General features: G+C 65.3%; 16 protein-coding genes. 11 read left to right on the top strand and 5 right to left on the bottom strand.

What is annotated here, in order from left to right; all coding sequences use genetic code 11:
* Positions 1-150 precede the first annotated feature (150 nt).
* From CV770_RS14575 to CV770_RS14535, 9 genes are all read left to right on the top strand, one after another.
* Positions 151-585: a DUF721 domain-containing protein gene (locus tag CV770_RS14575; RefSeq protein WP_104462828.1), complete on the top strand. Its 435-nt coding sequence runs from the start codon at positions 151-153 to the stop codon at positions 583-585.
* Between the two features lie 138 nt (positions 586-723).
* A complete protein-coding gene (locus CV770_RS14570) occupies positions 724-1,380 on the top strand; it encodes a DsbA family protein (protein WP_091956077.1) in 657 nt (218 codons plus the stop codon).
* A gap of 218 nt (positions 1,381-1,598) precedes the next feature.
* Positions 1,599-5,063 carry a chromosome segregation protein SMC gene (smc, locus tag CV770_RS14565; protein ID WP_104462827.1) on the top strand — a complete coding sequence of 1,155 codons (3,465 nt, stop codon included), beginning with the start codon at positions 1,599-1,601 and terminating at the stop codon, positions 5,061-5,063.
* 57 nt (positions 5,064-5,120) lie between these two features.
* The gene (locus CV770_RS14560; RefSeq protein WP_201759852.1) at positions 5,121-6,101 is read left to right on the top strand and encodes a small ribosomal subunit Rsm22 family protein; all 981 of its coding nucleotides are present in this window, start codon (positions 5,121-5,123) and stop codon (positions 6,099-6,101) included.
* A 139-nt stretch (positions 6,102-6,240) separates the two neighbouring features.
* Positions 6,241-6,801: a LemA family protein gene (locus tag CV770_RS14555; protein WP_018323315.1), complete on the top strand. Its 561-nt coding sequence runs from the start codon at positions 6,241-6,243 to the stop codon at positions 6,799-6,801.
* A 34-nt stretch (positions 6,802-6,835) separates the two neighbouring features.
* On the top strand, positions 6,836-8,053 hold the full coding sequence (locus CV770_RS14550; protein ID WP_104462825.1) for a M48 family metallopeptidase: 1,218 nt from the start codon (positions 6,836-6,838) through the stop codon (positions 8,051-8,053).
* Positions 8,054-8,271: 218 nt separating this feature from the next.
* A complete protein-coding gene (locus CV770_RS14545) occupies positions 8,272-9,024 on the top strand; it encodes a P-loop NTPase family protein (protein ID WP_038972150.1) in 753 nt (250 codons plus the stop codon).
* Between the two features lie 60 nt (positions 9,025-9,084).
* On the top strand, positions 9,085-9,753 hold the full coding sequence (locus CV770_RS14540) for a P-loop NTPase family protein (RefSeq protein ID WP_104462824.1): 669 nt from the start codon (positions 9,085-9,087) through the stop codon (positions 9,751-9,753).
* 87 nt (positions 9,754-9,840) lie between these two features.
* A complete protein-coding gene (locus tag CV770_RS14535; RefSeq protein WP_104462823.1) occupies positions 9,841-10,173 on the top strand; it encodes a GIY-YIG nuclease family protein in 333 nt (110 codons plus the stop codon).
* 16 nt (positions 10,174-10,189) lie between these two features.
* Here CV770_RS14535 and CV770_RS14530 read toward each other — a convergent pair whose 3' ends face one another.
* The 5 genes from CV770_RS14530 to petA form a co-directional block, all read right to left on the bottom strand.
* Positions 10,190-10,729, bottom strand: a complete 540-nt coding sequence (locus tag CV770_RS14530; RefSeq protein WP_018323310.1) for an adenine phosphoribosyltransferase — start codon at positions 10,727-10,729, stop codon at positions 10,190-10,192.
* Positions 10,730-10,876: 147 nt separating this feature from the next.
* Positions 10,877-13,042, bottom strand: a complete 2,166-nt coding sequence (locus CV770_RS14525; protein ID WP_104462822.1) for an anthranilate synthase component I — start codon at positions 13,040-13,042, stop codon at positions 10,877-10,879.
* Between the two features lie 316 nt (positions 13,043-13,358).
* Positions 13,359-14,048 carry a dienelactone hydrolase family protein gene (locus CV770_RS14520; protein WP_104462821.1) on the bottom strand — a complete coding sequence of 230 codons (690 nt, stop codon included), beginning with the start codon at positions 14,046-14,048 and terminating at the stop codon, positions 13,359-13,361.
* Positions 14,049-14,309: 261 nt separating this feature from the next.
* The gene (gene fbcH / locus CV770_RS14515; protein WP_091956086.1) at positions 14,310-16,382 is read right to left on the bottom strand and encodes a cytochrome b/c1; all 2,073 of its coding nucleotides are present in this window, start codon (positions 16,380-16,382) and stop codon (positions 14,310-14,312) included.
* 62 nt (positions 16,383-16,444) lie between these two features.
* Positions 16,445-16,975, bottom strand: a complete 531-nt coding sequence (gene petA / locus CV770_RS14510; protein ID WP_026232845.1) for a ubiquinol-cytochrome c reductase iron-sulfur subunit — start codon at positions 16,973-16,975, stop codon at positions 16,445-16,447.
* A 287-nt stretch (positions 16,976-17,262) separates the two neighbouring features.
* On the opposite strand from petA, the gene CV770_RS14505 reads away from it, so the two are divergent.
* Entirely contained in the window at positions 17,263-17,721 is a 459-nt protein-coding gene (locus CV770_RS14505) for a tRNA (cytidine(34)-2'-O)-methyltransferase (protein ID WP_104462820.1), read from the top strand.
* 18 nt (positions 17,722-17,739) lie between these two features.
* On the top strand, positions 17,740-18,372 hold the full coding sequence (gene queE / locus CV770_RS14500; RefSeq protein ID WP_091956088.1) for a 7-carboxy-7-deazaguanine synthase: 633 nt from the start codon (positions 17,740-17,742) through the stop codon (positions 18,370-18,372).
* Positions 18,373-18,387: the final 15 nt, after the last annotated feature.

The following is an 18,387-nucleotide window of genomic DNA, read 5'->3' as shown; positions in this document are numbered from 1 at the left end:
TAGCGGTCCGACCTCAATCTCTCCACGTCATGCCCGCGCTTGTCGCGGGCATCCACGTCTTTCTTCGTGGCGAGACGTGGATGGCCGGGACAAAGCCCGGCCATGACGGCGGCAGTTCCTGTCACGTCGCGCACGGTGCTATAAGGACCCATGTCCAAATTCCCTCCCAAACCCGGTCCCATCAGCGCCAAGCCGCTGGGCATCCTGCTCAACGACGTCTTTGCCGAGGCCTATGCCAAGCAGGGCTTTGCGGCACGCGAGTTGGTGACGCGGTGGGCGCAGATTGCAGGTCCCGAGATCGCGGCCCATGCCGAGCCGCTGAAGATGCAATGGCCGCGCCCGGTGGAGGGCCAGCCGCAGGAGTCGGCGACCCTGGTGCTGCGGGTCGAGGGGCCGATGGCGCTGGAGATCCAGCATTCCGCCGACGTGATCCTGGAGCGCGTCAACCGCTTCTTCGGCTGGAGCGCGGTCGGCACGCGCGATCCCAAATCGGTGGCCAAGGTGGCGGAGAGCCTTGGTGACATCGAAGATGAACAACTGAAGACGGCGCTGGCGCGGCTGGGGGCTGCCATCAAGCGAAATTGAGCCTAATTTTTCGGTCAATCTGGACCCGTCTCTACCGCTCGCCATTGCCTCAAGCTACGTTTCAAGCTAGCGACAGGCCGCCCGGGCGGGAACTTCATAGACCCTGGGGCGACATTTTTGCCAATTCGGGAGCCGACCTTGATCATCACCCGCCGCGCCTTCACCACGATGCTGTCGCTGACCGGGCTTGCCGCGGTCGCCGGGTTCTCGCCGCTGCGGCTCATCTCCGACGCCATGGCGCAGTCGGCTGCCGACGTCGCCAAGCCCGTGTCGCTGCCCGACATGGCGCTCGGGCCCAACGATGCCGCCGTCACCATCACCGAATACGCCTCGATGACCTGCCCGCACTGCGCCGCCTTCAACGAGCAGGTGTTCCCGAAGATCAAGAAGGAATACATCGACACCGGCAAGGTGAAGTACATCTTCCGCGAGTTCCCGCTCGACATCAAAGCCGCCGCCGGCTCGATGCTGTCGCGCTGCATCGCCAATGGTGATGGGCCGAAATACTTCGCCGTCACCGACATGCTGTTCCGGCAGCAGAACGACTGGGTGGTGAAGAACACCACCGAGACCCTGACGCGGATCGGCAAGCAGGCCGGTCTCACCCAGCAGCAGGTCGAAGCCTGCCTGAAGGACCAGGCGCTGCTCGACAAGATCGCCGCCGACCAGAAATATGCCAGCGACGTTCTGAAGGTGGATTCGACGCCGACCTTCTTCATCAACGGCGAGAAGATCAAGGGCGAGGCCTCGTTCGAGGAATTCGCCAAGAAGATCAATCCGCTGTTGAAGAGCTGATTCGCACGCCCCAATTCTGATTCGCATCTCGAAAGCCGTATCTTTCCCGGCATAAATCCCTTGGGAAAAGCGGCTTTCGCCGGTTGCCCTCGCGGCGCACCGCGGCCATTGTCCAGCCGCATGAGGCGCCTCGCGCGACTCGCCCGGATAACGACATTGCCTTCCATGGTATTGTCCCGGCAGGGGGGATTCGCGCCTGCCAACAGAGATGCGTGCTTATGAAAATCACCCGGCTGCGCCTTCACGGCTTCAAGTCCTTCGTTGAGGCCACGGACTTCGTCATCGAGCCCGGCCTGACCGGCGTGGTCGGACCCAACGGCTGCGGCAAGTCGAATCTCGTCGAAGCGCTGCGCTGGGCGATGGGTGAGACCTCGTACAAGTCGCTGCGCGCCGCCGACATGGACGCGGTGATCTTCGCAGGCTCCGGCAACCGTCCCGCGCGCAACCACGCCGAAGTGACGATGACGATCGACAATGCCGATCGCACCGCGCCGGCGGCGATGAACGACAGCCAGTTGCTCGAAATCTCCCGCCGCATCGAGCGCGAGGCGGGGTCGGTCTATCGCATCAACGGCCGCGACGTGCGCGCCCGCGACGTGCAGATCCTGTTTGCGGATGCCGCCACCGGCGCGCGTTCGCCGGCTCTCGTCCACCAAGGCAAGATCGGCGAGATCATCCAGGCCAAGCCCGAGCAGCGCCGTCGCGTGCTGGAAGACGCTGCCGGCGTCGCCGGTCTGCACGCCCGCCGCCACGAGGCCGAGCTGCGGCTGAAGGCGGCCGAAACCAATCTCACCCGCGTCGAGGACGTGATCGGCCAGCTCGCAGGACAAATGGAAGGCCTGAAGAAGCAGGCCCGCCAAGCCGTGCGCTACCGCGAGGTCGCGGCCAAGGTCCGCAAGGCCGAAGCCACGCTGTTCCACCTGCGCTGGATCGGCGCCCATGCCGACGTCAACGAATCCGGCCAGACTCATGATCTCGCGGTGCGCGAGATGGCCGAGCGCACCCAGCACCAGGCCGAAGCCGCCCGCATCCAGGCGATCCGCGCCGCCGAAATGCCGGCGCTGCGCGATGCCGAGGCGCGCGCCGCCGCAGGCTTGCAGCGCCTGACCAATGCTCGCGAGCTGCTCGACCGCGAGGAGGAGCGCGCCAAGGAGCGCGTCGCCGAGCTCGAGCGTCGTCTCGCCCAGTTCGAAGGCGATATCTCGCGCGCCCAGCAGCAGACCATGGACGCCGACGTCGCGCTGCAGCGGCTCGACACCGAAGATTCCGAACTGAAGGAAGAGATCAAGTCGCGCGTCGAGAAGCGCTCCGGCGTCGACGAGCGCGTCGGCGAAGCCGAGGCGGTGCTGACCGAAACCGAGCAGCAGTTCGCCGAGCTCACCACTGCGCTCGCCGACCTCACCGCCAAGCGCAATCAGCTCGAGGCCAACGTCCGCACCCACCGCGACAAGCTCGCCCGGCTCGACCAGGAGATCGGGAACGTCGCTGCGGAAGAGCAGAAGCTTGCCGCCGAGACCGGCGGCTTCGGCGATCTCGACGAACTGACCGCGACGGTCGAAACCGCGGAGCAGACGCTGGCCGCCTCGGAAGCCGCAGCGCAAGCGAGCGAAGCCGCCCACGTCGCGGCGCGCCAGACGCTGGAATCCTCGCGCTCACCGCTGGTCGAGGCCGACAAGCGCGCGCAGCGGCTCGAAACCGAGGCGCGCACGATCTCCAAGATCCTCAACGGGGAGACCAAGAATCTGTGGCCGCCGATCATCGACGGCATCACCGTCGACAAGGGCTTTGAAAAGGCGATCGGCGCCGCGCTCGGCGACGACCTCGATGCCCCGATCGACCCGTCGGCGCCGATGCGCTGGACCAATGTCGGACAGGCCGACGGCGATCCAGAGCTGCCCGAAGGCGCCGTGCCGCTCGCCAATCATGTGCAGGCGCCGGCCGAGCTGACACGCCGTCTGGCCCAGATCGGTGTGGTGCCGCGCGAGCGCGGTGCCGAGCTGGTCTCGCAGCTCAAGACCGGCCAGCGGCTGGTTTCGCCCGAGGGCGACGTCTGGCGCTGGGACGGTTTTGTTGCCGCGGCGCATGCGCCGACCGGTGCCGCGCGGCGCCTTGCCGAGCGCGCCCGTCTCGTCGACATCGAGAACGAGCTGGAGCAGGCCCGCATCGACGCGCAGATCAAGCGCCAGGCGCTGGAGAATGCCGAGTCCGAGCTGCAGATGGCGGCCAGCACGGAAGGCGCCAGCCGCGAAGCCTGGCGCGCCGCGCAGCGCGAGCTCAACGTCGCGCGTGAGCGCCATGCCACCGCCGAGCGCGAGATCAGCCGTCACGCCGCGCGCAAGGCGACACTGTCGGAAGCGCACAGCCGTCTCGCCGCCGACCGCGCCGAGGCCGAAGCTGCGTATGAATATGCCGAAGCCGGCATCTCCGAGCTGCCGTCGAGCGAGGACACCGAGACCCGTCTCGCCGCGGTCCGCAGCGACATCGAAGGCCATCGCCGCATGGCCGCCCAGGTCCGCGCCGAGGCGCAGGCGCTGGCGCGCGAGGCCGAGCTCGCCGACCGCCGCGTGCAGGCAATCCTGGCCGAACGCACCGAGTGGCAGAACCGCAAGGAGAGCGCGGCTTCCCACATCGACACCATCCAGGCCCGTATCGCCGAGCTCACGATCGAGCGCAGCGAGCTCGAAAACGCGCCGCAAGTGTTCGCCGAAAAGCGCAGCGCGCTGATCACCGAGATCGAATACGCCGAGAACGATCGCCGCATGGCCGCCGACGCGCTTGCGACCGCCGAGACCGCGATGGCCGAGACCGATCGCGTTGCCAAGCTGACCTTGGAGGCACTCTCCAGCTCCCGCGAGGCCACCGCCCGCGCCGAGGAGCGCATGGAAGGCGCGCGGCGCCGGCTCGAGGACATCGAGCGCGAGATCCGCGACATGCTGGAAGTCGAGCCGCAGGCCGTTGCCGGCCTCGCCGAGATCGAGCCCGGCGCAGAGCTGCCGCCGCTGCACGACATCGAGGAAGACCTCGAAAAGATGCGCCGCGACCGCGAGCGCCTCGGCGCCGTCAATTTGCGCGCCGAGGAAGAGCTGCGCGAGGTCGAGACCCAGCACAATGGTCTGGTCACCGAGCGCGACGACCTCGTCGAGGCCATCAAGCGTCTGCGCCAGGGCATCCAGAGCCTCAACAAGGAGGCGCGCGAGCGGCTTCTGACCTCGTTCGAGGTCGTCAACAACCACTTCAAGCGCCTGTTCGTCGAGCTGTTCGGCGGCGGCGAAGCGGCGCTGCACCTGATCGAGAGCGACGACCCGCTGGAAGCCGGCCTCGAAATCATTGCCAAGCCGCCCGGCAAGAAGCCGCAGACGCTGTCGCTGCTCTCGGGCGGTGAGCAGGCGCTGACCGCGATGGCGTTGATCTTCGCGGTGTTCTTGACCAACCCTTCGCCGATCTGCGTGCTGGACGAAGTCGACGCGCCGCTCGACGACCACAACGTCGAACGGTACTGCAACCTGCTGCACGAGATGACCGGCTCGACCGACACGCGCTTCATCATCATCACGCACAATCCGATCACGATGGCGCGGATGAACCGCCTGTTCGGCGTCACGATGGCCGAGCGCGGCGTCTCGCAGCTGGTGTCGGTCAGCCTGTCAGAGGCGGTGGACATTCTCGACCAGAACGTGGCGTGATATCCTTGGCGTCATTCCGGGGCTCGCGAAGCGAGAACCCGGAATGACGTGAGGTTGATGATGATCTCGCCCACGCTCCCTCCTGAACTCAAGGCCGCCCTCGACGGCAAGCTGCAGGGCTTCTCCCGCACCGACGCTGCACAACGGTCGCAGAAAATCTCGACCGCCTATCGCGCCGGCGGCGGCTCCGGCACGATCAAGTCGGACGCCGATGCGCTCGCCTATGCGCTCGCGCGAATGCCGGCGACCTACGCGGCCGTGGCCGCCAGCCTCAATGCGCTCACCGAGATTGCGCCCGATCTCGCCCTGGAAACATTGCTCGACGTCGGCGCAGGCCCGGGCACCGCGAGCTGGGCCGCTGCGGAAGCCTTTCCCTCGCTACAGGATTTCACCCTGCTCGACGCCAACGCCACGCTCAGCCGGCTCGCGCTCGAGCTGGCGCGCGACAGCTCGCGATTGGCGGAGTGCCGTTATTTGCCGGGCGATGCAGGCGCGAATCTCGTCGAAGTTTCCGAAGCCGATCTCGTCGTCGCGAGCTACGTCATCGGCGAATTGAGCGAGGCCGATCAACGCAAGCTCGCGGAAGCGATGTGGGCGAAAGCGCGCCACGCGCTGGTCGTGATCGAGCCCGGCACGCCCGCGGGCTACGCGCGCATCCTCGCCCTGCGCCAGCAGCTGATCGCGCTGGGCGCCTTTGTCTCCGCGCCGTGCCCGCACGAAAGGCCCTGCCCGCTCACCGCCCCCGACTGGTGCCATTTCAGCCAGCGCCTGCCGCGCTCGCAGGCCCACCGCCAGATCAAGGGCGCCGACGTGCCGTTCGAGGACGAACGTTTTATTTACGTCGCGCTGACTCGCAAGCCGCCCGCAACGCGTGCTGCGCGCGTGCTGGCGCCGCCGGATGTCGGTAAGGCCGAGATCACGGCGAAGCTCTGCACCGAGGACGGCGTCGCGCTGACGAAAGTCCCGCGGCGCGACAAGACCGCCTATGCAAGTGCCCGGCGTTGGCGCTGGGGCGACGCCATTCTGTCCGAAAGTTAACCTCGTTCCGGACTTTCGCCTTGAACTCGGGCGGCTCCTCATTCGACCAAGTCTTACCTCCCCTCTGCGCCGGGCTCTCGTTTCGCGCCGATTTGGTCTACCCTAGCGCCCTGCTTCTTCCCCCCTTCAGGAGTTCTCCATGTCGACCGGCTGGATCGTTCTCGGCGTCATCGTCGTCCTCGCGCTGTTCGCCTTCAGCGCCTACAACCGCCTGGTGGCGCTGAGCCAGCGCGTCGGCCAGGCTTTTGCCGATATCGACGTGCAGCTCAAGCAGCGCCACGACCTGATCCCGAACCTGGTCGAGACGGTGAAGGGCTACGCCTCGCATGAGCGCGGCACGCTCGACGACGTCATCAAGGCACGCAATTCGGCGATGTCGGCGCAGGGGCCGGCGCAGGTCTCCGCGGCCGAGAACCAACTGTCCGGCGCGCTCGGCCGGCTGATCGCGCTGTCGGAGGCCTATCCCGACCTCAAGGCCAACGCCAATTTCCAGCAACTCGCATCCGAGCTTTCCGACCTCGAGAACAAGATCGCGGCGAGCCGCCGCTTCTTCAACAACGCGGTCCAGGAATACAACACCGGCATCCAGCAGCTGCCCGCCGCTTTGTTCGCCGGCATGTTCGGCTTCACCAGGAAGGACTTCTTCGATCTCGGCGCCAGCCGCACCGAGGTCGAGGCCGCGCCGCAGGTGAAGTTCTGATCTTGAGCCGATAGGCCGGCAGGGCACCCGCGTCATGGCCGCGTATGGTCTCTACACGCACATCGCCTCGAACAAGCTTCGTTCGATGCTGCTGCTCGCCGGCCTGTTCATGCTGGTCTACGTGCTGGTCTATGCTGGCGCGTTGGTCGCCGAAGTCGTCATCAACGGCAATGAGACCGTCGTCTATTACCTGAGGCGCGCCCTCCACGATCTGATCGTGGCCGCACCGGTTGCGACGATCGTAGCGGCGGCCTGGGTCGTGATCGCCTATTTCTTCCACCAGTCGATGATCGACGCGGTGACCGGCGGCCACGACGTCACGAGGCAGGAGGAGCCGCGGCTCTACAATCTGCTGGAAAACCTCTGCATCTCGCGCGGCATCACCATGCCGAGGCTGAAGATCATGGAGAGCCCGGCGCTGAACGCGTTCGCGACCGGGCTCAATCGGCGACAATATTCGATCACCGTCACCACGGGTCTCCTCAACGCGCTGAACGACAAGGAGATCGAGGCGGTGCTGGGCCACGAGCTGACCCACATCAAGAACGGCGACGTGCAGCTGATGGTGGTCGCCGTCATCATCGCCGGCGTGGTCGGCTTCTTCGGCGAATTGTTCTTCCGCCTGTTCACCAATTTCAATTGGAGCTCCGGCTCCGGCGGCTCATGGTCCTCGGGCTCCTCCTCGTCGTCGCGGTCGTCCTCATCATCGAGCGACAACAAGAGTTCCGGCGGCGGCGCGGTAATCGTGATCATCATCGCGATCGTGCTGATCGTGGTGGCCTGGCTGCTGTCCCAGGTTGTCAAGCTCGCACTGTCGCGTTCGCGCGAATATCTCGCCGACGCGGGCTCCGTCGAGCTGACGAAAGACCCCGATGCGATGATCTCGGCGCTGCGCAAGATCGAGAATCGCGGCGAGCTGCCCGGCGCGACCTCGGCCGTGATGGAGCTCTGCGTCGACAATCCCCGCGAGGGCTTTGCCGATCTGTTCGCGACCCACCCATCGGTGCAGTCCCGGGTCGACGCGCTGGTCAAGTTTGCCGGCGGCCACGATCCGGGCCCGCTGCCGCCGACCGAGGAAACGGACGAGCCCGAGGCGCAAGCTGACCAGGACGCCGCACCGCCGCTGCGTCATGGCCCGTGGGACGATGCGAGTGGGCCGGCCGCTCCGCCGCCCCTACCCGCACCCGGCCCCTCCGGTACCGCGAGCAGCAACCCCGCGGGCAATCTCATGGGTCCTTGGGGCCGTCATTAAGCACGCGATGTCCCGCCATGCGCGGTGGGTTTCGCCGCGATTGGGAAAAACTTCGGGAATTGCCGTATCGACATGCCGAGGAATTGAATTCTCCCTTGTTTCTGCCATGTTCGCGCCCAACAGCAGACTTGGGACATCCTTGGGGCATCCTTGGGACATCGATTTGGGGCCCGGCCGATTGCGACCTCGCGATCGGGGGCGCGCGTTAGGGGACAGCAATGGCAAAGCCGGCAGTGGTTGTGGTGGGCGCGGACAAGGGCGGGGTCGGCAAGACCACGGTATCGCGCACCTTGCTCGATTATTTCTCAGCCAACAACGTGCCGACGCGCGCCTTCGACACGGAATCGCCGCGCGGAACCCTGAAGCGCTTCCACCCCGACATCACCGAGATCGTCGACATGACGACGACATCGGACCAGATGAAGATCTTCGACACGCTCAACGCGGTGAGCCCGTCGGTGACCGTGATCGACGTTCGCGCCGGCCTGCTCTCGCCTGCGCTGGCTTCGCTGCGCGACATCGGCTTCCTCGACGCCGCCAAGGCCGGCCAGATCACTTTCGCGGTGTTCCACATCCTCGGACCCTCGATCGCCTCGCTGGAGGAGATCGCCGAGACCGCCGGCTTCATGACCGGCGCAAAATATTTCCTGGTGAAGAACTTCATCAACGACACCCAGTTCTTCCAATGGGACCAGGCGACCTACAATTCCTACTTCCACCGCATCAAGGACGCGACCGAGCTGACCATCCCCAAGCTCAACGAAATGGCCTATGAGCAGGTCGAAGTGTCCTCCGTCCCGTTCCTGAAATTCGTCGCCAACAAGGGAATCAGCGACGAGGCCGCGAATTATTCGTTCGTGCTGCGCGGCTATGTCCGGCACTGGCTGGCGAATGTCTGGAGCGAGTTCGACCGGATCCGGCTGACCGACATCGTCGGCTCGAAACCCGCGACCCGCAACAGCGAAAAATAGTTGCGCAAGCAGGGCTGATACGGCTGGATTGGTCGCCAGGTTCGACTGATATAGCTGCCGATGCCCGCAACGCCCGTCTACATCATCTGCTCGCCCCGCCCGCAGGTCGGCAAGACACTGCTGGCGCGGCTGCTTGCCGAATTTCTGCTGCTCAAGAACGGCAATGTCGCGGCCTTCGACGTCAATCTGAAGGAACCGTCGCTGCTCGACTACCTGCCAAAGATCACGGAGACCGCCGACGTGATCGACACCTACGGCAAGATGCAGCTGATGGACCGCGTCATCGTCGATGACGGCACGGCCAAGGTGATCGACCTCGGCTTCCACGCCTTCGACGAGTTCTTCAAGATGACCGACGAGATCGGCCTCTTGAAGGAGGCCGCGCGCCGCCACGTCGCACCACAGATCCTGTTCGTCGCCGACACCGACCGCGCCTCGGCCCGCGCCCACGAGATGCTGCGCGGGCAGATCCCGCGGATGAACCTGATCACCGTGGACAACGAATATGTCGTGCGCGGCGAGCTGCCGGCCGCGATGGCCGGCGGCCGCCTGTTCCGCCTGCCCGCGTTGCCCGGCTTCCTCAAGACTTATGTCGACCGGCTGAACTTCTCCTTCACCGGCTATCTGCGCCAGGAAAAGGACGCCTCGACCGAGCTGCACCAATGGACCCGGCGGAACTACTTTGCGTTCCGCGAGCTCGAGCTCAGCCTGATCCTTCAACGATCCTAGATAATTTCACCCGGATAATATTGACTGCGGGCTGGAGCAGCCTTATTGAGGCGGACATCGGTATCCCCCTCAGCAAGGCCCGTCACCGTGAGCATCGACCGGAAAGCAGCGATCGCCGCCTACAAGGAGCGAAAGACCGTCGCGGGCATCTTCGTCGTGCGTTGCGCGGTCTCGAGCGAGGCCTGGGTCGGCCAGGCGCCGAACCTGGAGACGATCCGGAACCGCATCTGGTTCTCGCTGCGCCAGGGCAGCCATACCTGCCGCAGCCTTCAGGCTGCCTGGAATGCGCATGGCGAGGCCGGCCTGACCTTTGGCGAATGCGAGCGCCTGGAGGATGAGGAAACCGCCTATGTCAGGAACGCGCTCCTGAAGGAGCGCCTGATGCATTGGCGGGATGAACTGAAGGCCGAGGCGATCTGAAGATCGCGGCGACCTCTCAATGCCCCTCGAACGTCATCAGCGTGCGCACCGGCACGTCCATGGCGCGCAGCTTGGCTGCGCCGCCGAGCTCGGGCAGATCGATGATGAAGCAGGCGGCGACGACGTTGGCGCCGATCTGGCGCAGCAGCTTCACCGCGCCTTCCGCGGTGCCGCCGGTGGCGATGAGGTCGTCGACCAGGATGACGCGCTCGCCGGGCTGGATGGCGTCGACATGCATCTCCATCTCGTCGATGCCGTATTCGAGCGAATAGGCGATGCGCACGGTGGTGTGCGGCAGCTTGCCCTTCTTGCGGATCGGCACGAAGCCGGCCGAGAGCTGGTGCGCCACCGCACCGCCGATGATGAAGCCCCTCGCCTCCATGCCGGCGACCTTGTCGATCTTGTTGCCGGCCCAGGGGTTGACGAGCTCGTCGACCGCGCGGCGGAAGGCGCGCGCGTCCGCGAGCAGGGTCGTGATGTCGCGGAACATGATCCCCGGCTTGGGATAGTCGGGGATGGTCCGGACGCTCGCCTTGATGTCGTGGTCAAAGGTCATGGTTATCTCGCTCTGGCTTTTCCACCGTCATTGCGAGCGAAGCGAAGCAATCCAGACCTTCTCCGCGGCAACAGTCTGGACTGCTTCGTCGCCAGCGCAAAATTGCTGCGCAATTTGTCGCGGGCTCCTCGCAATGACGGCTCTTACTCAATTCGCCCCAGCATCCAGCCGGAACGCATTCTCGACAATACGTAGTCCCACCTCATTGCTGAGCGACATCAGCGATTCCGGGTGGAATTGCACGCCGGCGACTGGCAGCGTCTTGTGCTCCAGCGCCATGGCGACGCCGTCCTCGGTGCTGGCGGTGACGGACAACACCTCCGGCATGCTGTCGCGCTCGACGAAGAGCGAGTGATAGCGGCCGATGACGATCTCGTTCGGCAAATTGCGCATCAAGCGTCCGCCGCGCACCTGCACCCGCGAGGGACGGCCGTGCGCAGGATGGGTGAGCTGGCCGAGCTCGCCGCCGAAATATTCGCCGATCGCCTGCACGCCGAGGCAAACGCCGAACACCGGCAGCTTCTTCTCCAGCGCCGCATCGATGGTCTTCTTGATCCCGAAATCTTCCGGTCTGCCGGGGCCCGGCGACAGCACCAGCAAATCCCATGTCTTCCGCTTGAGCATGTCGAGCGCGTGCACATGGCGGACCACGGTGACGTCAGCGCCGACCTGGCGGAAATAATCGGCGAGCATGTGCACGAAGCTGTCGTCGTGATCGATCAGCAGCACCCGCTTGCCCGAACCGGTCGCATCCGGCGCGAAGGTCGACAACGGCTTCGGCGGATCGCCGCGCAGCGCCTGGAACAGCGCGGCGGCCTTGACTTGGCATTCGCGGTCTTCGGCGGCCGGATCGGAATCGAACAGGCAGGTGGCGCCGACGCGCACTTCGGCGAGGCCATCCTTCATGCGGATGGTGCGGATGGTCAGGCCGGTGTTGATACTGCCGTCGAAGTTCACCGCGCCGATCGCGCCGGCATACCAGCGCCGCGGCGAGCGCTCGTGATCCTCGACGAACTGCATCGCCCACAGCTTTGGCGCACCGGTCACGGTGACGGCCCAGGCGTGGGTCAGGAAGGCGTCGAGCGCGTCGAAGCCGGGACGCAGCATGCCCTCGACATGATCGACGGTGTGAAACAGCTTTGAATAGGTCTCGATCTGGCGCCGCGCCAGCACCTTGATCGTGCCGGGCACGCAGACGCGCGCCTTGTCGTTGCGGTCGACGTCGGTGCACATGTTGAGCTCGAACTCGTCTTTCTCCGAGTTCAGGAGCTGCCGGATCTGCTCGGCATCGCCGATCGCATCGCTGCCGCGCGCGATCGTGCCCGAGATCGGGCACGTCTCGACCCGGCGCCCGTCCGAGCGCACGAACATTTCGGGCGAGGCCGACACCAGGAATTCGCCCTCACCCAGATTCATCAGCGCGCCATAGGGCGACGGGTTGATGACGCAGAGGCGCTGGAAGACTTCAGCCGGCGAACGATCGCAAGGCTCGGCGAACAGCTGCCCAGGCACCGCTTCAAAGAGATCACCGCGGGCGAAGGCCGCACGCGCGGTCTCGACCGTTGCCTGATATTCACCGGGGGCGTGATCGGCAAAACCCTGCCGCGGCGTCTTCAGATACGGACTCTCGGCGGTCTCGCGGGGCAGGCCCTCGGTGGATTTGCCCTTCCAGGCAAAGTCGTACGAGAGCACCACGCCGCGGCCGGTGGCGCGGTCATAGGCCAGCAGGCGATCGGGCACGTAGAGCACGATGTCGCGCTGGTCGCTCTCTCGTGCGCGCTTCTGTACGAGGTCCTCGATCTGGAACACGAGGTCGTAGGCGAAGGCGCCGAACAGGCCGAGCAGCCCGTCGTCATTGGCAGAGAAGGCGGCGACGAGATCTCGGACCAGCGACATCACGCTGGCACGCCGCGTGCGCTGGTCTTCCTCGACCGGCGCATCGCCGCGGATGATGTGGCCGGCGAGGCGCGTCGTGGTCTTCTCGGAAATGACGACGCAGGGCTCGCGCAGCACATCGGCCAGAAAGGCGATCAGCACCTGCCCGCGCTCGTTCAGCGCTTCCAGCTTGAAATTGACGCCAGTGGTCTCGAGCTTGAGCGGCGGATCGGAGAAGCCGAGGTCAAAGCTCTCGTAGCGGCCGGGCACGGTCGTGCCCGAGGACAGCACCACGCCGCGACGGCGGTCGAGCAGATTGATGAGGTCGTCGAGCCGGCTCGCGCCGCCGGTGAATTGCTCGGCCACGCGCGTGATCGCGAGACCCGCGCGGGTCACGTAATCGCTTCTGGCCGGGAGGGCAAAGACTGTCCTGTTCATGTGATCCTCTTGGGGTCCTCTTACGAGACTTGCCGAGGAAACGCCACACAGGACAAACGATCAGGCCGCCGCACTGCGCTGGCGACCTCAGACGATTTGGGAAAGGAAAATCGCACCGGCCACCTCGTTAGGAGGTGCGCCACCAAAGACGGGCTGGGCGAACGGCGGTGCTCATGGGGCGGATACTCACCATGGCACGGGGACGGCGTCAAGGGCGGCCGGGGCAGTAGCCCGGATGGAGCGCAGCGCAATCCGGGGGCGTGCCACAATGGAAGTCCCCGGATTACGCTGCGCTCCATCCGGGCTGCAGGCTGGGTCAGGCTGCGCTGTTACCGCCGAGATGATTGGCGAAGAACTTGATCGCCCTGCCCCAGGCGAGCTCGGCCGCCTCGCGGTCATGCACGGCCTGGCGCTGCTCGTTGACGAAGGCGTGCTCGGCGTCATAGCGGAATAGCTCCAGCGACTTGCCGGCCGCCTTCATGGCCTTCTCGAAGCCGCTGACCAGCTCCGGTGTGCACCAATCGTCCTTGTTGGCGAAATGGGCCTGGAGCGGGATCTTGACGTCGGCGGGCTTGGCCGCCTGCTCCGGTGGGATGCCGTAGAACACGACGCCAGCCGCGAGCTCCGGGATCTTGGTCGCGCCGATGATGGTGACGGCGCCGCCGAGACAGAAGCCGGTCAGCCCGACCTTGGCGCCGTTACGCGACAGATATTGCGCGGCGCCGCGCACGGTCTGCGTGGTGGCGTCCATGAAGTCGAGCGAGTTCATCTCCTTGTTGGCGCTGTCCGTGTCGTGATACGGCACCACCTTGCCCTTGTAGAGATCGGGCGCCAGCGCATCGAAACCGGCCAGCGCGAAGCGGTCGCACAGGCCCTTGATCTGGTCCGACAGGCCCCACCATTCCTGGATCACGACCACGCCCGGCGCGTTGCCGCGCGCGGCATTGGCGAGATAGCCCGAGGCGTCCTTGCCGTCCGGGCGCTTGAAGGTGATGGCGGTTCCCATGGTGTCCTCCGATGAGTTCTTGGGGGAGTGGTTGGTGGCATTTTGGCGGGTGCATGCGAATGACGCAATCACCGCGCAAACAAACTCTCGTGCCCCGGATGCTGCGCAGCGCGCCGCCCCTTGCGGCGTGATGCGCTGCTGATCCGGGGCCCAGCTACGAGCATTCCGGGTCCCGGCTCGCGCTTCGCGCGTCAGGGACACGGACCCAACAAAAAAGCCCCCTTGCGGGGGCTTCTTCATTTTCTCGTCGCATCAGAGCGCTCAGTGCGAGCTGGCCCAGACCTTTTTCTTGGTGAAGTACATCAGGCCCGCGAACAGGATCAGGAACACGAAGACCTGGAATCCGAGGCGCTTGCGCGCTTCCATGTGCGGCTCTGCGGTCCACATCAGGAAGGTGGTGACGTCCTTGGAATATTGCGCGACCGTGGTCGGCGAGCCGTCGTCATAGGTCACCTGGCCGTCGCTGAGCGGCTTCGGCATCTTGATGGCGTGGCCCGGGAAGTACTTGTTATAGTACGAGCCCTCCGGAATGGTGACGCCTTCCGGCACCTTGTCCTCGAAGCCCTGCAGCAATGCCGAGACGTAGTCCGGGCCCTGCTCCTGGAACTGGGTGAAGAAGTCGAAGATGAACCAGGGGAAGCCGCGCTTATAGGAGCGCGCCTTGGTGATCAGGGACAAATCGGGCGGCGCCGCGCCGCCGTTCGCCGCGCGAGCGGCCTGCTCGTTCGGGAACGGCGAGGGGAAATAGTCCGCCGGACGCCCCGCACGCTCGAACATGTCGCCGGCATCGTTCGGGCCGTCCTTGACCTTGTATTCCGACGCGAAGGCCGCCGCCTGCGCCACCGAATAGCTGGGCCCACCGGGCTCGGCGAGGTTGCGGAAGGCCACATAGGACAGGCCGTGGCAGCTGGCGCAGACCTCCTTGTAGACCTTCAGGCCGCGCTGCAGCGCGCCGCGGTCGAACTTACCGAAAGGGCCGGAGAACGACCATTTGTTGCCCGGAGGCGTATCGCTGCCTTCAGACGCCTTCGCGCTGTCGACCGAGCCTGCGAACAACGAACCGGCGAGCGCCAGCATGATCGCGGTCGAGACCATCGGCGTCGACCTGCTTCCGGTCTTGGCCAGGACTGCATCCGAGATCGAGTTCGGCACCGGCCGCGGCTTCTCGATGCGTGCGAGCAGCGGCAGCACGATCAGGAAGTAGGCGAAGTAGCAGACCGTCAGAACCCGGCCGGCGATCACGTAGATGCCTTCCGGCGGCTGCGCCCCGAGATAGCCGAGCAGGATGCAAACCACGACGAAGATCCAGAAGAACTGCTTGGCCAACGGGCGATACTTCGACGACCTCGTCTTCGCGGCGTCCAGCCAGGGCAGGAAGCACAGGATGATGATCGCACCGAACATCCCGATGACGCCGGCGAGCTTGTTCGGGATCGAGCGCAGGATCGCGTAGAACGGCAGGTAATACCATTCCGGCACGATGTGTGGCGGGGTCACGCCCGGGTTCGCCGGAATGTAGTTGTCGGCATCGCCGAGATAGTTCGGCATGTAGAAGATGAACCAGGCGTAGAGCAGCATGAAGCAGGCGACGCCGAACATGTCCTTGATGGTGGCATGCGGCGTAAACGGCACCGTATCCTTTTCCGTCTTCGGCTCGACACCGTCGGGGTTGTTCTGACCGGCGACGTGCAGCGCCCAGACGTGGAGCACGACGACGCCCGCGATCAGGAACGGCAGCAGGTAATGCAGCGAGAAGAAGCGGTTCAGCGTCGGATTGCCGACCGAATAGCCGCCCCACAGCAGCGTCACGATGCTCTCGCCGACATAGGGAATGGCGGAGAACAGGTTGGTGATGACCGTGGCGCCCCAGAAACTCATCTGGCCCCAGGGCAGCACGTAGCCCATGAAGCCGGTCGCCATCATCAAGAGGTAGATGATGACGCCGAGGATCCACAGCACCTCGCGCGGCTCCTTGTAGGACCCGTAATAGAGACCGCGGAACATGTGAACGTAGACGGCGACAAAAAACATCGATGCGCCGACCGCATGCATGTTGCGCAGCAGCCAGCCGTAGTTCACGTCACGGACGATCAGCTCGACCGACTTGAAGGCGAGATCGGCATGCGGCGTATAGTGCATCGCCAGGATCACGCCGGTCAGGATCTGCATCCCCAGCATGAAGGAGAGGATGGCGCCGAAGGTCCACCAATAGTTCAGGTTACGCGGGGTGGGATAGGCAACGAAGGAGGAGTGCATGAGGCCGAGGATCGGCAGGCGCCGCTCGATCCATTGCAGGGCCGGATTGCTCGGCTGGTAGTCGGATGGTCCGCTCATGATGCGATCCTGAGGAAATAGTACGACGAGACGGCGCGAAGCTTCGGACGAGGGTCCGAGGCTCAGCCGATCTGGATTTTGGTGTCGGAAACGAACTGGTACGGCGGCACCGGCAGGTTCGCGGGCGCGGGCCCCTGGCGGATGCGGCCGGACGAATCGTACTGCGAACCATGGCAGGGGCAGAAGAACCCGTCGTAATTGCCCTCATGGGCGATGGGGATGCAGCCGAGATGGGTGCAGATGCCGATCACGACCAGCCACTGCTCATGGCCGGACTTGACCCGGGCCTCGTCGGACTGCGGATCAGGCAGGCTCGCCACGTTGACGGCGCGCGCCTCGTCGATCTGCTTCTTGGTGCGGTGGCTGATGTAGATCGGCTTGCCGCGCCAGAACACCTTGATGTCCTGCCCTTCGGCGACCGGACTGAGATCGACCTCGATCGGCGCACCGGCGGCGATGGTCGAAGCATCAGGATTCATTTGGGAGATGAAGGGCCAGAGCGCGGCTGCGCCCCCTACTGCTGCAGCTGCCCCGGTTGCAACGAATAAGAAATCACGGCGTGTCGGATGGTCCGCCGAAGACGCTGTCGTCACGATTCCAACCCTTTCTTCTTACGCCACCGGAGGAACCGCTCCAGGAGCCCCCAAGGTCCCCGGAACAGTCTGCCGGCGCCCGCGGCCCCCCGCGGCGGCAGAACTTCGCTCATTCACCTCTAAACGGATGAAACAGCAGTCCAGAATCGTTCTATTGGCACCCTTGCCGGGCGAGCGCAAGCCCGCTATCGGCGCTGGAGCGTGCCATGCACGAATTCCCGGGCAGGCGATGTTTTATTGAGACATTTCCGGCCCGCATCGCCCCCGACACAGCCCTCGCACAGCCCATGCAGATAGCGCTTTTCCAACCCGACATCGCCCAGAACACCGGCACGATTCTCAGGCTTTGCGCCTGTCTGGGCGTCGCCGCCCACATCATCGAACCGGCGGGCTTCCCCGTCTCCGACCGCCTGTTCCGCCGGGCGGGAATGGACTACCTCGACCATGTCAGCCTGACCCGCCATGACTCCTGGTCGAAATTCGAGGATTGGCGTGCGGCACATGGCTACCGCCTGCTGCTGTTCACCACGAAAGCTGCCACCGACTACCGCGATTTCCGTTACCAGACGTCGGACATCCTGCTATTCGGGCGCGAGAGCGCCGGTGTCACCGACGCGGTGGTCGAGGCCGCGGATGCGCGGCTGGTGATCCCGATCAAAGCGGGGCTGCGGTCGCTCAACGTCGCCATGACCGCGGCCATGGCCGCCGGCGAGGCGCTGCGGCAGATCCGGAACCCGCAAGCCTGATAGATTGAGGAGAGACGATTGAGTTACGCGGTCAAGGAAATCTTCCTGACCCTGCAAGGCGAAGGCGCCCATGCCGGGCGCGCGTCCGTGTTCTGCCGTTTTGCCGGCTGCAACCTCTGGAGCGGCCGCGAGGCGGACCGCCTTGAGGCCACCTGCAAGTTCTGCGACACGGATTTCGTCGGGACCGACGGCACCCTCGGCGGCCGCTACGGCTCGGCCGCGGAGCTCGCCGACACCATCGCCGCGCAATGGACTGCGGCCGCCGCCAACCGCTACGTGGTGCTAACCGGCGGCGAGCCGCTGCTCCAGGTCGACGCCGCGCTGATCGAGGCGCTCCACGCCCGCGGCTTCGAGATCGGCGTCGAGACCAACGGCACCATCGCAGCGCCGGAGGGGCTGGACTGGATCTGCGTCAGCCCCAAGGGCGGCAGCGAGCTGGTGCTGCGCCAGGGCCACGAGCTGAAGCTGGTCTATCCGCAGGCCCTCGCCGCGCCCGAGACGTTCGAGGACCTAGCCTTCGAGCGCTTCTCGCTGCAGCCGATGGACGGACCCGAGGTCATCGAGAACACCGCGCGCGCGATCGACTACTGCCTGCATCATCCGCAATGGCGGCTCAGCGTGCAGACGCATAAATCGCTCGGCATCAGATAGGACGCGCCTTGGGAA

Origin of the sequence: Bradyrhizobium sp. AC87j1 (genome assembly GCF_002936975.1) — a bacterium.
Classification (GTDB): domain Bacteria; phylum Pseudomonadota; class Alphaproteobacteria; order Rhizobiales; family Xanthobacteraceae; genus Bradyrhizobium; species Bradyrhizobium shewense.
Note: the sequence above shows the minus strand (reverse complement) of the source record. Positions and strands in the feature narration are given on the sequence as shown.

Excerpts from the sequence above, each read along its gene's own strand:
- CV770_RS14575 (WP_104462828.1), top strand. The coding sequence starts at position 151 with ATGTCCAAATTCCCTCCCAAACCCGGTCCCATCAGCGCCAAGCCGCTG.
- smc (WP_104462827.1), top strand. The coding sequence starts at position 1,599 with ATGAAAATCACCCGGCTGCGCCTTCACGGCTTCAAGTCCTTCGTTGAG.
- CV770_RS14560 (WP_201759852.1), top strand. The coding sequence starts at position 5,121 with ATGATGATCTCGCCCACGCTCCCTCCTGAACTCAAGGCCGCCCTCGAC.
- CV770_RS14555 (WP_018323315.1), top strand. The coding sequence starts at position 6,241 with ATGTCGACCGGCTGGATCGTTCTCGGCGTCATCGTCGTCCTCGCGCTG.
- CV770_RS14550 (WP_104462825.1), top strand. The coding sequence starts at position 6,836 with ATGGCCGCGTATGGTCTCTACACGCACATCGCCTCGAACAAGCTTCGT.
- CV770_RS14545 (WP_038972150.1), top strand. The coding sequence starts at position 8,272 with ATGGCAAAGCCGGCAGTGGTTGTGGTGGGCGCGGACAAGGGCGGGGTC.
- CV770_RS14540 (WP_104462824.1), top strand. The coding sequence starts at position 9,085 with ATGCCCGCAACGCCCGTCTACATCATCTGCTCGCCCCGCCCGCAGGTC.
- CV770_RS14530 (WP_018323310.1), bottom strand. The coding sequence starts at position 10,729 with ATGACCTTTGACCACGACATCAAGGCGAGCGTCCGGACCATCCCCGAC.
- CV770_RS14525 (WP_104462822.1), bottom strand. The coding sequence starts at position 13,042 with ATGAACAGGACAGTCTTTGCCCTCCCGGCCAGAAGCGATTACGTGACC.
- CV770_RS14520 (WP_104462821.1), bottom strand. The coding sequence starts at position 14,048 with ATGGGAACCGCCATCACCTTCAAGCGCCCGGACGGCAAGGACGCCTCG.
- fbcH (WP_091956086.1), bottom strand. The coding sequence starts at position 16,382 with ATGAGCGGACCATCCGACTACCAGCCGAGCAATCCGGCCCTGCAATGG.
- CV770_RS14505 (WP_104462820.1), top strand. The coding sequence starts at position 17,263 with ATGCAGATAGCGCTTTTCCAACCCGACATCGCCCAGAACACCGGCACG.